Here is a 16,131-nt window from a genome sequence, read left to right as displayed (position 1 = left end):
ACTCAGGTCCACCGGTCGAGACCGGTCTGCACCACAGACTGCTCGATTCGGGAGAAGCCCGTCTCGACCTCGCCCGCGTCGACCTCCCACTCCTCGACGACGAAGCGCCGCGCGGCGTCGAGGTCGGGCTCGATCTCGGTGTCGAACGAGTAGTCGTCCGTCACGGGCGGGTCGAGGAAGAGGTCGCGGATGCGGTCGGCGTTCGGGACGTGTTCCCCCCGCGCCTCCAGCACGCCCCAGAGGTCGCCGTATTCTTTGACTCCCTTCACCGCGGTCTTCGGCCCGACGCCCGAGATGCCCTCGTTGAAGTCGGTCCCACAGAGGATGGCGACGTCGACCAGCTGTTCCCACGTGAGGTCGTTCTTCTCGAGCGTCGCCTCGAAGCTCATCAGTTCGGGCGTCCCCTTGCTCGTCAGCCCGCGGAGGGTGTACGGCGCGCCGAACAGGAGCGTGTCGTAGTCCTCGCTGCCGACGTAGTCGACATCCCCACGCCTGTTCATGTACGACGCCTGTGCCTCGCCCTCGGCGGGTGCCTCGAGGTAGGGCACGTCCAGCAGCGAGAGGAGTTCACGGGTCGTCTCCTGGATCGTGGCCGTGAGCCGCTGCGTGCGGGCCTCGAGACGGGCGGCTTCGACGGTGTCGCCCCGTTCGCGCGCCGCCTCCATCCGTTCTTTCGCCTGTTGTTTCGCCTGCCGGCGTTTCTCCACCTCGTCGTCTTTCAGCTCCGTGACGCCGCCGTCGAAGACGAAGACGGGGACGAGGTCGTGCTCGAAGAACTTCGGGAGTCCCTGGACCACGCCGACGAGGTTCGCCACCTCCTCGCCAGCACTCGTGGTGTACACCTCGTCGCGCGTCCACTTGACGGTCGTCGTGAGGTAGCGGTAGAGCCAGTTGTGGGCGTCGACGGCGATCACGCTCCCGGCGACGTCGTCCCACGCGACGTCGGAGAGGTGGGCCAGACTGCGGAGGTCTGCGTTTCCCATTGACGGCTTGTCGGGGCGAAGCGTCTTAACGACACGGCGTCGCGGACTGGGAGGCAGCCGCCATCGTGTTCAGGCCGCGGTCGGTTCGTCTCGCTGCCAGACGTAGACCGCGGCGGCGAGGAAGCCACCGAAGAACGTCAGGTAGCCGAGCGCGCCGACGGCGAGCGCCGGGAACGCCGCGTTGTCGTCGCCGCGACCTTCGGCGTCGGTGTACACCCAGTACGCCAGACCGAACGGGATCACGAGGAGGACCAGGCCGAGGAGCAAGAGCTCCGGACCACTGGGGAGACCGAACTGGAGGAGTTGGAGGGGAACCATGTGTTCGGTTCGGTCGGCGGTGAGACAAAAAAAGCCCGGGTCGGACCCACAGAACGGATCTGGACGGCTCCTGGGTCCGGTCCCCGCTCGTGTCGCTCCGCTCGTCTCTCGTGGGAGACCCGGCTGCCGTCGAGCCCGTCACGCCACGGTCTGCCGTGCGGTCGTCTCACTCCTCTGGCGAGTCGACCACGGCTGGCGGTCCCGCCGCCTCTCGGTCGTCCAGAAACGCCCGTTCCCCGGCCGAGAGGTCGCGCTCCCGGAAGACGTCGAGCCCTCGCCGGTAGGTGTCGGGATCGACGCTGGGGTCGACACCGAGGTCGCGCTCCAGCACCACCTCGGCCAGCCCCGTCTCCCGTCCGGTGTACGAGAACCCCGCCTTCGCGAGCGCCTCGTACGAGAAGACGTTGTTGACGGCGATCCGACACAGTTCGTAGCCACGTTCGCGTGCGCGCTCGCAGACGAACGCCACGAGTCGGGGGCCGATCCCCTCTCCACGGCGGTCCGCACGGACGGTGACGTACCGGAGCCAGAGCGCGTCGGCGTCGGTACGGTCCTCGTTGAACGCGACGGCGGCGACCACCGTCGGGTCGCTGATCCGTGACGGCTCGTCGTCGGCTTCCCGAACGGTGTCGTCGAGGGCCCACGGGTCGGTCCCGTCGCGAACGACTGCCGTCCCTGTCGACGACATCACGAACTTGCCGGCGTAGGCGAACGCGCGGTAGTCGAGCCGGAGCCGGGGCCCCCCGTCGGGGTCGTCGTGCCACCCCCGGATCGCGTACTCCATACTACAGACAGCAGTCGGAGCGGGGAACGCCTTTCGGCGTGGTCTGTCGTCGTGTGTGCCGTAGGGTACGGTCGTGTGTGCCGCCGACACCGGCGTCTCGGGCGAACGAGCGAGCTCAGTCCACGTCGACGACGTAGTACGTCTCGTCCCGTTTCTCGACGAGCCCTCTCTCGCGAAGCGAGCCGAGGATGCTGTACAGCGCGAGACGCTTCATGTCGAGCGTCTCCCGCAGCTCCGCGAGCGTCGCTCCGTTCGCCTCGTCGAGACAGAGATAGACGAGCTTCGAGCTCGAGGCGTCGATTCCCTCCGGAACCACGGCGTCGTCGTCCCCGGCTCTGTCTCCCGCGCGGCCTGGTCTGGTCATGTATGGATGCTGACGACAGTGGGAGAAAAACGTTGCCGTCGGGCAGGCGAGACGCACCTCGCACGGCGAGCGAGGCCAACCTTCTCGACGCTCGCCCACGAGGGACGGGTATGCTCGACCACGGTCCCGGTGACGTGCGCTTTTTCGACCGCGTCGCCCCGCTGTACGACCGGCTGATGCCGGCCGCCCGCGTCGAACCCCTGTCGAACGCGTTCTCGCTGTCGCACCGCCCGGTGCGGACCGTCCTCGACGTCGCCGGAGGCACCGGACGGGCGGCCCGGGCGCTGTCGGGGCTCGTCGCCGATGGACCCGGGGACGCCGACGATACCCCGAACGACACCGTCGACCCGGGAGACGTGGGGCACGGCGTCGTCGTCGTCGACCGCTCCCGCGAGATGCTCCGCGTCGCCCACGGCCGGGGGCACGTGTGTGTCACCGCGGATGCGACACACCTCCCGGTCCCGGACGACGCCGTCGACGCGGTGACGGTGGTCGACGCGCTCCACCACGTCCGCGACCAGCGGGCACTCGTTCGCGAGGCTCGGCGCGTCGTCGCCCCCGGCGGGGTCGTCGTCGTGGCGGATTTCGATCCGACGACGATCAGGGGACGGGCACTCGTCACCCTCGAGGACGTCGTCGGCTTCGACTCCGTCTTCTCGACACCCAACGATCTGGCTCGCTTTCTCGACCGCGAGGGACTCGTGGGACGCGTCGTCGAACCGGGGTTCGGTTACGTCGTCGCCGGACGCGTCCCGAGGTGACCGTCTCCGGACGGACGAACCGAGGAAGCCAAGAGGCGTGCCACGGAAGGGCCGGTATGGCAACCTCGACAGGTTCGTTCCTGGACGGGCGCATCGACGCGGCCGCGCTCCCGCTCGCGCTGGGCGACGTGCTGGTGCTCGTCATCCTGTTGTCGCTCGGCACCGCGCGGCACAACGGCTTCGCGTATCTGACCGAGAACCCGGTCGGCCTCGCACTGACGCTCCTCCCGTTTCTGATCGGGTGGCTCGTCGCCGCACCACTGATCGGGGCGTACTCGGCGGGCGCAGCAGAGTCGGCGAAGGCCGCGATCCCACTCGCGATCCGTTCGTGGATAGTCGCCGACGTCATCGGGGTCGCCCTCAGAGTCGCCCTGCCGTTCGACTCGAACGGGCCGCTCGCGGGACGACTGCTCCCGCTCGCGATCTTCTTCGGCGTCACGCTCGTCGTGGGCGTCGTCGGTCTGGGCGTCTGGCGCTGGCTCTACTTCAAACTGCGCTGATCGGGCGGGTTCGCCCCGCCCGGCTCCCGGTCTCCCGTGCTACGTCTCCTCGACCACCGTGATCTCCAGCGTGTTCGACGTCACCGGGCCGAGTTCCCAGCGGATCACGTGCCGGCCCGGCTCGGCGAACCGGTACGTCGTGACTTCGTAGTTGTAGTCCACCGCCGGACTCGCGATCACGGCCCCGTCGTACTGCTGTGGTACCCAGGGCTCGTCGCCGTCCGGCGGCGGGGTCGTCGCGAGCGTGCCGTCGATGTGTTCGCCGTACACCGGTTTCGGACCCATCACGTACACGTCCACGCCCGGTTCCGGTGCCTCGAACGCGTGGATCACTCGGACCTCCTCACCCACCTCGTACGTGTCCCGCGCGGTCATGACCGTGAGCCGTTTGCCGTCGACGACCGGTCCCTTGTCCGGCCAGTGTGGGTAGTCGTCGGCCACCGCCTGATCGGCCGCTGGTGCCTCTTCGACGGTCCCGTCCGCCCGGTGTACGAACAGGTTGGGTGATCGCTGGAGGTGGTCCGGTATCTCGTCGTCCTCGTCTCGGTCGGACATCGTCACGGCACCGTCTGTACCTCTCTCGCACTGCCCGACCCCGCCGACGAAGAGTACCCGTTGGCCGTGGTGGCCGCTCCCGACTTCGAGGTCAAGAAGACGACCGTACTGGTCAGCGGTATTGCCGTCGCAATCCGCCGTATCCGGAACCCGGAGTTCGTCATCGGGACGTCCGTGACGCTCGTCCGATCGTCCTTGAAGATGAACGTCTGCTCGGCCGTGATCGCTCCATCCCCGGTTATCCGGCTCACGGGGGCGCCGTGCGTGTCGGTGTACCCGGTGCCGTTCGCCGGCAGGTAGCCGGAGTTCGCGCCCGTGATTCCCGCGAACACGCCGCTCCCGCTCCCGTACTGCACCTGTTCGGAGAACTCCGCCCTGTCCAGGTCGGCCACGGTGCCGGAGTCCGACTCCAGGCTCGTGTTGACGACCATCCCGCGTCTGGTGGCCGTGTTGATCGCACTCCGGTGGCTGATCGTGACGTTCCGTGGGATCGCCGCGACGGAGAACCCGGCGCTTCTGGCGAGTTCCGTCCCGCCCTGCGTGGCGACCAGAGTGAGGTTCCCGGCGTTCCCGGGTGCGGTCTGCGTGGCTCCACGCAGCTTCACCGTGGCGCTGGCGGTCAGCGAGGCCGTGGCGACGCCGTTGACGGTGACCGAGCCGTTCCCCCCGCCGGCACCGTCGATGGAGAGCGTGACGGGAGCCATCGGGATCGACCATCCGCTGATCGATACGGGGACGTCGGTGTCCGCGCGCGGCGGGATCCGGTCCGCAGCCATCGTCGCCGGCGTCGACGGTGCCCGGATATTGGTCGGCACCCCCGCGCTCACACCCGTCGGAGCCGACGGCGCCGGTGTCGGCCCGAGACCCGACGGCCCGGGCACCGGTGACGGGGCGACGGGGCCAGCGCCGGAACCGTCGCCGGCCTGATCGACACCGCGAGCGCGTCGGTCGGGGCCGTCGGCCTGGGTGGCGTCGATCCCCCGAGTCGTCGGTTTCCCGCTCACCCGGCGGTGCGTCTCGATCGCGTGCTGCACGGCTCTGTTACCGTGGCTCCGCTGGAGTCGTTGCAGGGGACGATCGCGACCACGTCTCCCCGCTCGCCGGTCTGCTGGCGTCGACGCGGACCGCGTCGGCGTCGTCTTCGGCCGTCTCTCCCTCCTCTGTTCTCGGGTCGTGGTCGTCATTACTGTGGGGTCGGACGCTCGCCCTCGGGGACCTCCGGCCGCGTCGCGCGGGACGACCGGTCCGGAGCTGCGCGTGTCACGTGCAACTACGTGACATATTCGACGAGAGGCTATTAACTGTTGTTCGAGCGAACCGGAGAGTGTCTCGATCGACGGCGAATCCGGGCTCGGGGCGGCGTAGTCACCCGGCTCGTACTCGCTCGTCCGTGTTCCGGACCAGATACAGTCCCAGTCCCGATGCGGTGATCCCGATGCCGGCGAGGACGAGGAACAGCTCGGCGGGTGCCGCGTACGTCAGGACGACGCCCGCGATCGCACCACCGAGCGCCCCGATGCCGAACACGCCCAGATACGTGTAGCCGTACGAGAGTCCGCGAGCGCCCGCCGGGGTGTACTCGGCGACGGCCGTCTGGTAGAACGGCTGGACGAAGAAGAGGAAAAAGCCGACGAGCGCTCCGAGGACCGCCAGTGGGCCGACCCCGACGCCCGCGACGGGGATGAACGCGACGGCGAGGAGCGCGAGCATCCCGAAGCCGACGACGATCCCCTTCTCGACGCGGATCCGGTCCGAGAGCTTCCCGCCGGCGTACTGGCCGAAGACGCCGACGACGAGCAGGCTCGCGTAGAAGTACCGCTCGGGCCGGATCAGCTGCGATCCCCCACCGATCGCCCGGGCGACGTCGGCCGGGAGGATCGCGGAGAGCGGGAACGGCTCGAAGCCGGGTATCGACTCCAGCACGCCCGGCAAGAACGTGAGGAACCCGCGGTAGTAGAGCCCCGAACAGAGCGCGACGACGAAGACGAGGACGAAGCCGCCGGCGAACAGCCGCGTCGACTCGGCCCGGAACTCGGCGAACGAGTCGACGCCAGAGGAGGCCTTCGACCCACTGTCGGACGTCGTCTCCGACGAGGATCGCGATCCATCCAAGCGCTCACCGCCGTCGGACTCCACCTCCGACGAGGATCGCGCTCCATCCGAGCGCTCACCGCCGTCGGACTCCACCTCCGACGAGGATCGCGCTCCATCCGAGCGCTCACCGCCGTCGGACTCCACCTCCGACGAGGATCGCGCTCCATCCGAGCGCTCACCGCCGTCCGTACTCGTCACGGTGTCGACCGCGGCGGTCTCGTCGAACTCCGCCCGCGAGGCGTAGACGCCGGCGACGAGCGCGGGCACCGCGAGCAACGCGGCGACGAGCGACCAGTCGAAAAAGAGGAGCAGTAGCGTCGTCACGAGCGGGCCACCACCTTGCCCGACGTTCCCGGCGATCCCGTGGTAGGCGAAGCCCGTCCCGCGCTCCTCGACTCCCTTCGAGAGGAGTGCGAGCCCCGCGGGGTGGTAGACGGAGGCCGCAGCCCCCCAGACGAGGAGTGCGAGCGTGACCGCGACCAGCCCCGGCGCGACCGCGAGCAGGAGGAACGAGGCCCCCATCCCGAACAGACACGCGCGGATGAGCCGCCGCGAGCCGACTCGGTCGACGAGCACCCCGCTCGGGAGCGAACCGGCACCGAACAGTCCGTAACCCGCGGTCACGATCACGCCCAGCGTCGCTGCGGTCACCCCGACCTGGGTGAAGCCGAGATCGACCGCCGAGAACTCGACGAGCCAGATCGAGACGAAGATGGGGATCGAGAGCTCGTACGTGTGCACCATCCCGTGCGCGAGGCTCACGAGCGCGACGATCGAGCGATCGTTCCGGTTCACACCTCCACTCACACCGTGGACCGTTTTTACCGCTTCGGGTCGCCGGAACAGTATCAGCGTCCCGAGTCGTCAGTCGGTTGTTACGCTCTCAGTGTATTGATTTCGAGCGTCTGAACCGATGCACCGCCATATATCTCTATAAGTTATGAGTGGCTTTTACAAATAACACACCAGTGGTACCGATTGGCCACGGGAAAGAATTATATACCCCGTACCCATAGTATGTCTTGTATTATGGTTGGATATTACGACTACGTGCTCGGTCTCATTCCGCTAACCCTCCTCGGTCTCACGGGACTGCTGGTGCTCACGGGCATCGGGCTGACGACCGCCGTTCCGCTCGGTGCCGGCGTCTCCGGACTCGTCGTCGGCCACGCGCTGTTCGTCAACGGCCCCGTCGCCCCGACGGACATCGTCGACAGCGCACCTGTCGTCGAGGCCACCGACCCCGCCGACGCCGCCCCGCAGTTCGCCGACTAACCGTCGTTCTCGACGCTCACTGTCTTCGTTCTCCCCGTTCTCCCCGTTCTCGATCAGCTGCCCTCTGCTCGTGTGCTCCCGACACGGCGCCGACACCGGAGCCGTCCGCTCCGTCGATTCGAACGATCCACGTCCCACACCAGTGGCTTTGGACCGTCGTGTCGGGTGAGAAGGCAGGGCAGCAGGGTCACGACCACTCGTGCGATCGTGCAGTCGTCGGCCGCCCACGTCCCGCACGGTTTTGACGCTCGGTCCCGTCTCCGTAGACATGACCGAGACGCTGTTCCTCTCGAGTGACGAAGTCGCAGGACTGGCGACCCCGCGGGAGTACGTCGAGGCGGTCCGTGCCGGCTACCGACAGCGCGGCGAGGGTGCACCGGCCGAGCCACGGACGAAGCTCCTCCCGGACGATCCGCCCGGCATGCTCACGACGTACGGCGCGGTGCTCCCCGACACCGGCGCGATGGGTGGATACATGTATAGCGCGGGGTTCGGCGCACGAGACGCCTGGTTCGTCACGCCGCTGTTCGACGCCGAGTCGGGCGAACTGCTGGCCGTAGTCGACGGCGCGCACATGAACCCGTACAAGACCGGTGCCGTCGGCGCCGTCGGCGTCGACGCCCTCGCGCGCGAGGACGCCACCTCGCTGGCGATCATCGGGAGCGGGTCGCAGGCCCGCGGCCAGTTGCGCGCGGTCGACACGGTTCGTGACCTCGACACGGTCTGGGTGTACTCCCCCACGAAGGAGAACCGCGAGGCGTTCGCCGGCGAGATGGACCGCGAACTCGACGGGAGCGTCGCCGCGGTCGCCTCCGCGGCGGCGGCCGTCGAGGACGCCGACATCGTTATCACGGCGACCACGGCCACGGAGCCGGTGTTCGACGGCGACCTGCTCGATCCGGGGACGCACATCACGGCGATGGGGCAGTACCACGCCGAGAAGCGCGAACTCGACGCGACGACGATCGAACGCGCGACGTACGTCCCCGACCTGCGAAAGCGAGCGACGACGGACGCGGGGTCGTTCCTCCTCGCGATGGAAGAGGGCGTCGTCGACGAGAGCCACGTCCACGCCGAACTGGGCGAGATCGTCGCCGGCGTCGTCGAGGGGCGGACCACCGAGGAGGAGATCACCGTCTTCGACTCCGGCGGCACCGGGATCGAGACAGTCGCCGCCGCCTTCATGCTGTACGAGCGGGCACGCGAACGGGGACTCGGGACGACCGTCGACTTCTCCCCCGCGAGCGAGGCGTTCTGAGTCAGCGTCCCGTCGCCGCGGTTCGACCTCGACCCACCCGGTCGCCCCGTCCCCCCCCTCGTTCGATCGCCCGTCCGCTTTTGCCCGCCGCACGCGTACCGCTTCGTATGAGTGAGTATCCACAGGCGTCGGGCGACGTCGACAGCGTCGACCCCGAGGAGCTGGCCGCGCGGCTCCGAGACGGGGAGCCGGTGTCCGTGCTCGACGTCCGAAACCGGACCGACTCCGAAGAGTGGCCGCTGTCGGGCGACTCGATCACCACGCACCACGTCCCGTACTACCGCTTCGTCGAAGCGAACGTCAACGACGCGGTCGACGACCTCGCGAGCGAGGTGCGCGAGGCGCTCGCCGAACCGATCCTCGTCGTCTGTGGGCGCGGCGAGGCCAGCGCGTACGTCGCCGAACTCCTCGCCGAGGAAGGAGTCGACGCCGCGAACCTCGCCGAAGGGATGCGCGGGTGGGCCCGCGTCTACCACGCCGTCGAACTCGATGCCGACGATGCCACCGTGATCCAGTACCAGCGCCCCTCCTCGGGCTGTCTCGCCTACCTCGTGGTCTCCGGTGACGAGGCCCTCGTCGTCGACCCCCTCCGGGCGTTCACCGAGCGGTACGTCGACGACGCACGCGATCACGGGGCTGAACTGGTCGCGGCGGTCGACACGCACGTCCACGCCGACCACGTCAGCGGCGTCCGCGAACTCGCCGCGGCGGCGGACGCCGACGTCGTCTTGCCCGCCGGCGCGCGCGAGCGCGGCCTCGCCTTCGACGCCCGACTCGTCGAGGCCGGCGACACCCTGCAGGTGGGCGACGCGCGGCTGGCGGCTGTCGCCCTCCCGGGCCACACGACCGAGATGCTCGGCTACCGGCTCGGGGACCTGCTGTTCGCCGGCGACACCGTCTTCCTCGAGAGCGTCGCCCGGCCCGACCTCGAAGCGGGCGACGAGGGTGCACCCGACGCCGCCAGGCGATTGCACGCGACGCTCACGGGGCTCGACAGCGAGGTCACGGTCGCGCCGGGACACTTCTCGGACGCGGCGCGGCCGGACGAGACGGGCGCGTACCTCGCGCGGATGGGCGACCTGCGCGAGCGACTGCACGCGCTGTCGCTCTCTCCCGACGAGTTCGTCGACCACGTCCTCGCGGCGATGCCTCCACGCCCGGCGAACTACGAGGAGATCATCGAGGTGAACCTCGGTCGCGAGCGTGTCGACGACGAGGCGTCGTTCGAGCTCGAACTCGGCCCGAACAACTGCGCGGCGACGCGGACGGCGGACGTGGACTAGTCGCGACCGGGTGACTGTCCAGTCGAGCCCCGCGAGGAACCCGTGGCGGTGGTCGAACAGCGACAGCGTCGCGAACAGCGCCCCGAGCGTGGCCGTCGCCGTGACGAGCTCCGGGGGTACGTCCACCGGTCCGCCCGGGGCCGCGTCGGGACCCAGCGACCGGTGAGGGTCGCCCGGCCGAACGAATTTATAAACTGAGACGATCACCGTCCCCGCCAGGGCGCCCCAGACGGTGCCGAGGGGCGTGACCAGTCGTCCGAAGTCGCAGACTGCCGTGCGCATCCCGACCGACGTGTTCTCTCGCTGAGCGGATCGCGGTTACGTCGCTCGGACGGACTCACATCGGTGACCCGTCCCGTGTCGTCGTCCGGTCAGCGTACGTCCCGACGGCTCGCTCGTACGCCTCGTCGACGAGTGGCCACAGCGTCGACAGGGTCTCCGCCGACGGCGAGAGCACACAGACCCACCCGGCCCACGCGTAGACCGGATGGGGCAGGAGCTCGTCGGTCGCCGCGAAGTCGTGGCCGGTGTCGACGACACCACCCTTCGGTGGGCGTGCCGGCGGGTCGTCGAACCGTTCACGGTAGCTCTCCTTCGACAGACCGAAGTTCACCCGGTAGACGCCGGGCCGGCCGAGGTTCGAGGCGCGGTCGTTGTCGCCATCGCGTTCTTTCACCGTCAGGAAGTACGCGCCGCGCGGGAGGTTCCCGCCCGGGTTGTAGAACAGTCCGCGTTCGCCCCACACGTCGTGTGCGACGAGGCCGTCGTACCGGGCCCGAACCCGGTCGAGGAGCGTGTCGGCGTCGAGCGTGTCGTCGTCCATCGTCTCACACAGGCGTCCGGCGGAGATGACGGTGCCGACGACGGAGGCGAGGGAGGCGACGTCGGTGACGACCGTCGAAGCCGGGTCTGCGGGTGGATCGAGTTCAGTCGTCGTCGGCCGTTGTCGAGTCGACCGTCGGACCGTCGGTGGCGGCGTCAGTCTCGATGCTCGGCGGGTACGAGCCGCGGTCGAGTTTCAGGTCCGACTGGGGGCGAGCCATGCACGTGAGCGCGTACGACTCCCGCTCCTCGTCGGTGAGGGCGTGGGCCGCGGGCTGGGTCACCTCGCCCTCGAGCACCTCCGCCGAACAGGCGAGACACATCCCGACACGACAGGAGTACTCCTGAGCGATGCCGGCGTCGAGACACGCACGGAGGATGGTCTGTTTGTCCGAGACGGTGATGGTCTCGTCCGTGTTGACGAACTCGACCGTGTACTGTGTCATACCGCGGCGTTCGGTGGAGCGACGCAAAACTCTTTACCTCCAGGCCCGCCGCCGTCGGAGGACCGGAGCGTCTCGGCCCTGGCCTCATTCGCCGATCGGTTCTGCTCGGCTCCAGTTTCGTCCACCGTCGCTCACTCGTCGTCGGCCTCCTCGCCTTCGTCGGCCCCGTCGTCGGCCGCGGCCTCGCCTTCGACGTCGCGCTCGTCGTCCGCACGGACCGTCAGCACCGGCACCTCCGACGTCCGGACGGTTCGTTCGGTCACGCTCCCGAGGAGGAACCGTTCGACGCCCTGGCGACCGTGGGTCCCCATCACGACGAGGTCGATGTCGTGGTCGGCCACGTACTTCTGGATGGCCCGGTGGACCGTACCGACGAGCACCGTCGTCTCCACCTCGATGCCGGCGGCCGCACACCGCGATTCGATCTCCGCGACGGCCCCCTCACCCTCGCGTTCCAGCGCCTCGATCACGGCGTCGACGCCGGCCTCCAGCGACGAGTACAGCGCCACGTCGACGACGTACAGCGCGTGGATCGTCGCGTCGAACGTCTCGGCGAAGGTGACGGCGTGGTCGATCGCGCGCTCCGCGGCGGGGCTGCCGTCGGTCGGAACGAGGATAGCGTCGTACATGTGCGTGAAGTCGCCGCCGCGGGGCTTAGGTGTTGGTGCGCTTCTCACGAGTCGGGAGAGCGAGTCGGTCGCCATCAGTCGATCCGCCGGCGGCGTCCGTGCCGAATCGAAACGTTTCTGCCGCCCGCGTCGGCACGACGAGCCATGTCCCGCGCCGACCGCGTCGACACCGCCCGTGCCGTCGTCGTCGCCGTCGCGGTCGTCGCCCTCCTCGCCCTCCTCGCCCGCCTCGTCGGTCTCGGAGACCGGCCGTTCCACTGGGATGAAGCACGCGTCGGCGTCTGGGCGCTCCGGTTCGCCCGGACGGGAGCATTCGAATACCGCCCGGTCGCCGGCGGACCGCTCCCGTACCACCTCGCCCGCGCGTCGTTCGCGCTGTTCGGCGCGACCGACGCCGCCGCTCGGCTCCCCGTCGCGCTCGTCGGCGGCCTGCTCCCCCTGTCGGCGCTCGGTCTACGGGGGCGGCTCCGCGACACCGAGACCGTCCTGCTCGCGGCCGTCCTCGCCGTCTCGCCGCCGCTCCTCTACTACTCCCGCGTCCTCCGTGGCGACCTCCTCCTGGCCGCGGCGGCGTTTTCGGCCTGCGTCCTGGTCGTCAGTGCAGTCGACACGGGCCGTCGCGGGTTCGCGTACGCCGCGGTCGTCGCTGTCGCCGCCGCTGTCGCCGCCTCGGGGTTCGTCGTCGCGACGGTCGCCTGTGTGTCTGGTGCCGCCGTCGTCGTGTACGGTCCTCACCGGGTGTCGGTCGGGTCGGTCGCCGGGCTCGTCGACCGACTCCGCGACCGGTCGACGCTCCTCGCGCGTCTCTTCGTGCTCTTCGTCGTCGCCGTCGTCGTCCTGTTCGCCCCGCGCGGTGGCGGCGTGAGCCTCTGGAACCCAGCGTCGTTGCCGGGAGTCCTGCAGTTCGTCTTCGACGAGGCGCCCACACGCTTCTTCTCCGTCCGCCTCGCCACCCGGTACGACGACGGCGCGACGCACCCGCTGTTGCCGTTCGTCGTCTCGCTCGGCCGGACGCTCCTCGTGGCGGCACTCCCGTCCGTGGTCCTGGGCATCGGTGGCTCCCTCCACGAGCGGTACGCGGGCGACGATCGGGGCGTCGTCGTCTTCTTCGCCGTGTGGGCCGCGCTCGCGGCGCTCGTCTTCCCGGCGGTCGCCGAGGTCGACGCGCCCTGGACGGCCGTCCACGTCGTCGTCCCGCTCGCGGTGCCGACGGCAGTCGGTGCCGGGCGCGGCTACAGCTACGCCCGGAGGGTCGTCACACGCGCCGACGCCCCGGCGGTCGCCGCAGTGCTCCTGGTGGTCGTCGCGGGCGTCGCACAGGTCGGCGGCGTCCTCGCCGACGACGTCTACGGGGAGTCGACGCCCGACGACGCGCTCGCGCAGTACGCACAGCCGGCCGACGACCTGGAGCCGTTCGCCGCGAACGTCTCGGCGACCGACGGGGATCCGACAGTGCTGTACTACGGGGACCGGTTCCACACCGCCCGGTGGAGCGAAGCCGACGGGCCACCCGTCCCGCCGGGGTGGGGCGCGCGGCTCCCGCTCCCGTGGTACGTCGCCCGCGAAGGCGGGACGGCGACGAGCCTCCCGTCCGACGCGGCGGTCCCCGAGGCCCCGCCGCCGGTCGTCGTCACGGAACCCACGCTGGCCGACTCCGTGGGGGCACGGCTCTCGGGCTACGAGCGCAGTCGCTACCGGCTGGGACTGTGGAACCGCGAGGTCGTCGTGTTCGTCCGGTCGTCGTCGGTGGAGTCAGAGCTGCCGCCGCGTTCGCGTCCGAACTCGCGTCAGCGGAAGCCCATCGCTTCGATCTGTTCCTGGTAGCGATTACGAATCGTGACTTCCGTGACCTGGGCGACATCGGCGACCTCGCGCTGGGTCTTCTTCTCGTTGCAGAGCAGGGAGGCGGCGTAGATGGCGGCGGCGGCGAACCCCGTCGGCGACTTCCCCGACAGTAGCCCCTGTTCGGCGGAGACGTCGATGATCTCCGTGGCCTTCGCCTGGACCTCCTCGGAGAGGTTCAGGGCGCTCGCGAAGCGCGGGACGAACTGCTTGGGATCGACGGGTTTGAGTTCGAGACCGAGTTCCTGCGAGATGTATCGGTAGGTCCGACCGATCTCTTTCTGTGGGACTCGGGAGACCTCGGCGACCTCGTCGAGCGACCGGGGGATCCCCTCCTGTCGGCAGGCGGCGTACAGGGCGCTCGTGGCGACGCCCTCGATCGAGCGGCCGCGAATGAGGTCCTCGTTGAGCGCACGTCGGTAGATCACGGAGGCGACCTCGCGGACCGACCGTGGTACCCCCAGCGCGCTCGCCATCCGGTCGATCTCCGAGAGCGCGAACTGGAGGTTGCGCTCGCCCGCGTCCTTGGTTCGAATGCGCTCCTGCCACTTGCGCAGGCGGTGCATCTGCGAGCGCTTCTCCGAGGAGAGCGACCGCCCGTACGCGTCCTTGTCCTTCCAGTCGATCGTCGTCGTGAGTCCCCGGTCGTGCATCGTCTCCGTGATCGGCGCGCCGACGCGGGACTTCGACTGGCGTTCGGAGTGGTTGAACGCTCGCCACTCCGGTCCCCGGTCAATCTGCCGTTCGTCCAGGACAAGCCCGCAGTCGTCACACACCAACTCACCCTGATCGGCGTCGGTGACGATGTTCTCCGAGTCACACTCAGGACAGACGACCTCTTCGCCCGACTCCTGTTCCGATGCCTGCTCGCGCTGACGCTGCCGACTCGGACGTTCCATTATAAGGTTTGTGGTGAGGGGTAAATTTAAACCTTTGTAACAGAATTATGATGATTGTCTCGGTCGAGTGCGATCGAACGCCGTCTCGGACCCCCGCCGTTCACCGATTCGAGCGTGTCGGCCGTCCGCGAGAGTCGTGTCGGAACACAGCCGACGGATTCGCCGGAGCGAGCAGGGGTGGGGACACGAGGGACGGGACCAGGAGCGTGTGTCCCCACGTCTGCGTGGGCGGTCGAACCGTATCAGTGTGTGTCGGTTCGGTGGGCGGCGAGCACGGCCGCGCCCGAGAGATTACTCGTACACATGCGGGAGGTTTTTACGATAACTCGTGATAGTCCCCCTCATGAGGCGGTCAGCGCACGTGACGCCCGGAGTCGGCCGACGCGGGCAGCTCTCCCCCCGCTCCGAGCCGTCGACCACGACGACGGGAGGTGTGTAGCCGTGGCGACGAAGGCCGCACTGGAGACGCAGCTCGCGGTCGTCGCCGGCTTCGAGGACCCGCGGGTCTCGCTCGAACAGTATCCGACGCCGCCCGGACTCGCCGCCCACGTGATCCACGTCGCCGACCTCAACGGTGACGTCGAGGGGCGCACCGTCGTCGATCTCGGCACCGGCACCGGGATGCTCGCACTCGGGGCGGCCCTGCGCGGCCCGGCGCGGGTGGTCGGCGTCGACGTCGACCGCGAGGCGCTGTCGACCGCCCGCGCCAACCGGATCCGCGTGGGGACGACGACGCCGATCCACTGGGTACAGGCCGACGCGACGCGGTGTCCGCTCCGGACGACCGAACGGACGACCGTCGTAATGAACCCACCGTTCGGCGCCCAGCGCGGTCACGAACACACCGACCGCGCGTTCCTGGCGACGGCCGCCGACGTCGCCGACGTCTCCTACTCCATCCACAACGCGGGGAGTCGGGAGTTCGTCGAGGCGTTCGCCGCCGACAACGGCGGGGAAGTGACGCACGCGTTCGAGGCGACGTTCGACCTCGACCGGCAGTTCGAGTTCCACGAGGAGGAGCGCAGGGAACTCCGTACCGAAGTGTACCGGATCGTCTGGGACGGCACGGCGAACCGGGACGGGACCGTCGCCGACGATGGGAACCGGAGCCCCGGTGTCGGCGACGAGGACGGTGCAGGCGACGAGGACGGTGCAGGCGACGAGGACGGTGCAGGCGACGAGGACGGCGGCCGGTAGCGTCGCGGGACGGGACGAGGACGACGGCTTGGACGCCAACGACGAGACGGTCGACACGGACGAGGACGTCACCGACGAGACGACGACACGGAACTCCGGCGAAACCGACTCGCGCCGGTGA

General features: G+C 69.3%; 18 protein-coding genes and 1 pseudogene. 8 read left to right on the top strand and 11 right to left on the bottom strand.

What is annotated here, in order from left to right:
* Nucleotides 1-2: 2 nt before the first annotated feature.
* The 4 genes from fen to FZP69_RS08285 all read right to left on the bottom strand — a co-directional run bounded on the left by fen (nt 3) and on the right by FZP69_RS08285 (nt 2,449).
* A complete protein-coding gene (fen, locus tag FZP69_RS08300; RefSeq protein ID WP_152040855.1) occupies nt 3-983 on the bottom strand; it encodes a flap endonuclease-1 in 981 nt (326 codons plus the stop codon).
* 69 nt (nt 984-1,052) lie between these two features.
* Nucleotides 1,053-1,301, bottom strand: coding sequence for a hypothetical protein (locus FZP69_RS08295; RefSeq protein ID WP_152040854.1), 249 nt, complete (start codon nt 1,299-1,301; stop codon nt 1,053-1,055).
* A 166-nt stretch (nt 1,302-1,467) separates the two neighbouring features.
* Nucleotides 1,468-2,085, bottom strand: a complete 618-nt coding sequence (locus FZP69_RS08290; RefSeq protein ID WP_152040853.1) for a GNAT family N-acetyltransferase — start codon at nt 2,083-2,085, stop codon at nt 1,468-1,470.
* Between the two features lie 115 nt (nt 2,086-2,200).
* A complete protein-coding gene (locus tag FZP69_RS08285) occupies nt 2,201-2,449 on the bottom strand; it encodes a helix-turn-helix domain-containing protein (RefSeq protein WP_152040852.1) in 249 nt (82 codons plus the stop codon).
* 110 nt (nt 2,450-2,559) lie between these two features.
* Here FZP69_RS08285 and FZP69_RS08280 point away from each other — a divergent pair, with 110 nt between their 5' ends.
* Nucleotides 2,560-3,210, top strand: coding sequence for a class I SAM-dependent methyltransferase (locus FZP69_RS08280; protein WP_152040851.1), 651 nt, complete (start codon nt 2,560-2,562; stop codon nt 3,208-3,210).
* 56 nt (nt 3,211-3,266) lie between these two features.
* Entirely contained in the window at nt 3,267-3,710 is a 444-nt protein-coding gene (locus FZP69_RS08275) for a DUF3054 domain-containing protein (protein ID WP_152040850.1), read from the top strand.
* 39 nt (nt 3,711-3,749) lie between these two features.
* Here FZP69_RS08275 and FZP69_RS08270 read toward each other — a convergent pair whose 3' ends face one another.
* The 3 genes from FZP69_RS08270 to FZP69_RS08260 all read right to left on the bottom strand — a co-directional run bounded on the left by FZP69_RS08270 (nt 3,750) and on the right by FZP69_RS08260 (nt 7,154).
* Nucleotides 3,750-4,265, bottom strand: a complete 516-nt coding sequence (locus FZP69_RS08270; protein ID WP_152040849.1) for a hypothetical protein — start codon at nt 4,263-4,265, stop codon at nt 3,750-3,752.
* A gap of 2 nt (nt 4,266-4,267) precedes the next feature.
* Nucleotides 4,268-5,041 (bottom strand): hypothetical protein, encoded by a 774-nt coding sequence (locus FZP69_RS08265; protein ID WP_152040848.1) that lies wholly within the window; start codon nt 5,039-5,041, stop codon nt 4,268-4,270.
* Nucleotides 5,042-5,630: 589 nt separating this feature from the next.
* The gene (locus FZP69_RS08260; RefSeq protein ID WP_204959933.1) at nt 5,631-7,154 is read right to left on the bottom strand and encodes an MFS transporter; all 1,524 of its coding nucleotides are present in this window, start codon (nt 7,152-7,154) and stop codon (nt 5,631-5,633) included.
* Nucleotides 7,155-7,388: 234 nt separating this feature from the next.
* Here FZP69_RS08260 and FZP69_RS08255 point away from each other — a divergent pair, with 234 nt between their 5' ends.
* The 3 genes from FZP69_RS08255 (at nt 7,389) to FZP69_RS08245 (ending at nt 10,175) form a co-directional block, all read left to right on the top strand.
* A complete protein-coding gene (locus tag FZP69_RS08255; protein ID WP_152040847.1) occupies nt 7,389-7,634 on the top strand; it encodes a hypothetical protein in 246 nt (81 codons plus the stop codon).
* Nucleotides 7,635-7,902: 268 nt separating this feature from the next.
* Nucleotides 7,903-8,892: an ornithine cyclodeaminase family protein gene (locus FZP69_RS08250; protein WP_152040846.1), complete on the top strand. Its 990-nt coding sequence runs from the start codon at nt 7,903-7,905 to the stop codon at nt 8,890-8,892.
* A 107-nt stretch (nt 8,893-8,999) separates the two neighbouring features.
* Nucleotides 9,000-10,175 (top strand): MBL fold metallo-hydrolase, encoded by a 1,176-nt coding sequence (locus FZP69_RS08245; RefSeq protein ID WP_152040845.1) that lies wholly within the window; start codon nt 9,000-9,002, stop codon nt 10,173-10,175.
* Between the two features lie 337 nt (nt 10,176-10,512).
* On the opposite strand, the gene FZP69_RS08240 is transcribed toward FZP69_RS08245, so the two are convergent.
* The 3 genes from FZP69_RS08240 to FZP69_RS08230 form a co-directional block, all read right to left on the bottom strand.
* Nucleotides 10,513-10,998 carry a DUF6194 family protein gene (locus FZP69_RS08240; protein WP_152040844.1) on the bottom strand — a complete coding sequence of 162 codons (486 nt, stop codon included), beginning with the start codon at nt 10,996-10,998 and terminating at the stop codon, nt 10,513-10,515.
* Between the two features lie 103 nt (nt 10,999-11,101).
* Nucleotides 11,102-11,443: a 2Fe-2S iron-sulfur cluster-binding protein gene (locus FZP69_RS08235; protein WP_152040843.1), complete on the bottom strand. Its 342-nt coding sequence runs from the start codon at nt 11,441-11,443 to the stop codon at nt 11,102-11,104.
* A 131-nt stretch (nt 11,444-11,574) separates the two neighbouring features.
* Nucleotides 11,575-12,072 carry a universal stress protein gene (locus FZP69_RS08230; protein WP_152040842.1) on the bottom strand — a complete coding sequence of 166 codons (498 nt, stop codon included), beginning with the start codon at nt 12,070-12,072 and terminating at the stop codon, nt 11,575-11,577.
* A 144-nt stretch (nt 12,073-12,216) separates the two neighbouring features.
* On the opposite strand from FZP69_RS08230, the gene FZP69_RS08225 reads away from it, so the two are divergent.
* The gene (locus FZP69_RS08225; protein WP_152040841.1) at nt 12,217-13,896 is read left to right on the top strand and encodes a flippase activity-associated protein Agl23; all 1,680 of its coding nucleotides are present in this window, start codon (nt 12,217-12,219) and stop codon (nt 13,894-13,896) included.
* Here the strand turns inward: FZP69_RS08225 and FZP69_RS08220 are convergent.
* Nucleotides 13,860-14,813, bottom strand: a complete 954-nt coding sequence (locus FZP69_RS08220; protein ID WP_152040840.1) for a transcription initiation factor IIB — start codon at nt 14,811-14,813, stop codon at nt 13,860-13,862. The genes FZP69_RS08225 and FZP69_RS08220 overlap by 37 nt on opposite strands.
* A gap of 441 nt (nt 14,814-15,254) precedes the next feature.
* On the opposite strand from FZP69_RS08220, the pseudogene FZP69_RS08215 reads away from it, so the two are divergent.
* Together FZP69_RS08215 and FZP69_RS22470 are read left to right on the top strand one after the other, a co-directional pair.
* Nucleotides 15,255-15,872 (top strand): annotated as a pseudogene (locus FZP69_RS08215) (METTL5 family protein); the annotation flags it as partial.
* Nucleotides 15,873-15,981: 109 nt separating this feature from the next.
* Complete coding sequence (locus FZP69_RS22470) at nt 15,982-16,131, top strand: hypothetical protein (RefSeq protein WP_192918510.1); 150 nt, start codon at nt 15,982-15,984, stop codon at nt 16,129-16,131.

The sequence above is a fragment of the Salinigranum salinum genome (genome assembly GCF_009176545.1).
Classification (GTDB): Archaea; Halobacteriota; Halobacteria; order Halobacteriales; family Haloferacaceae; genus Salinigranum; species Salinigranum salinum.
This window is presented reverse-complemented; position numbering and strand designations above follow the sequence as displayed.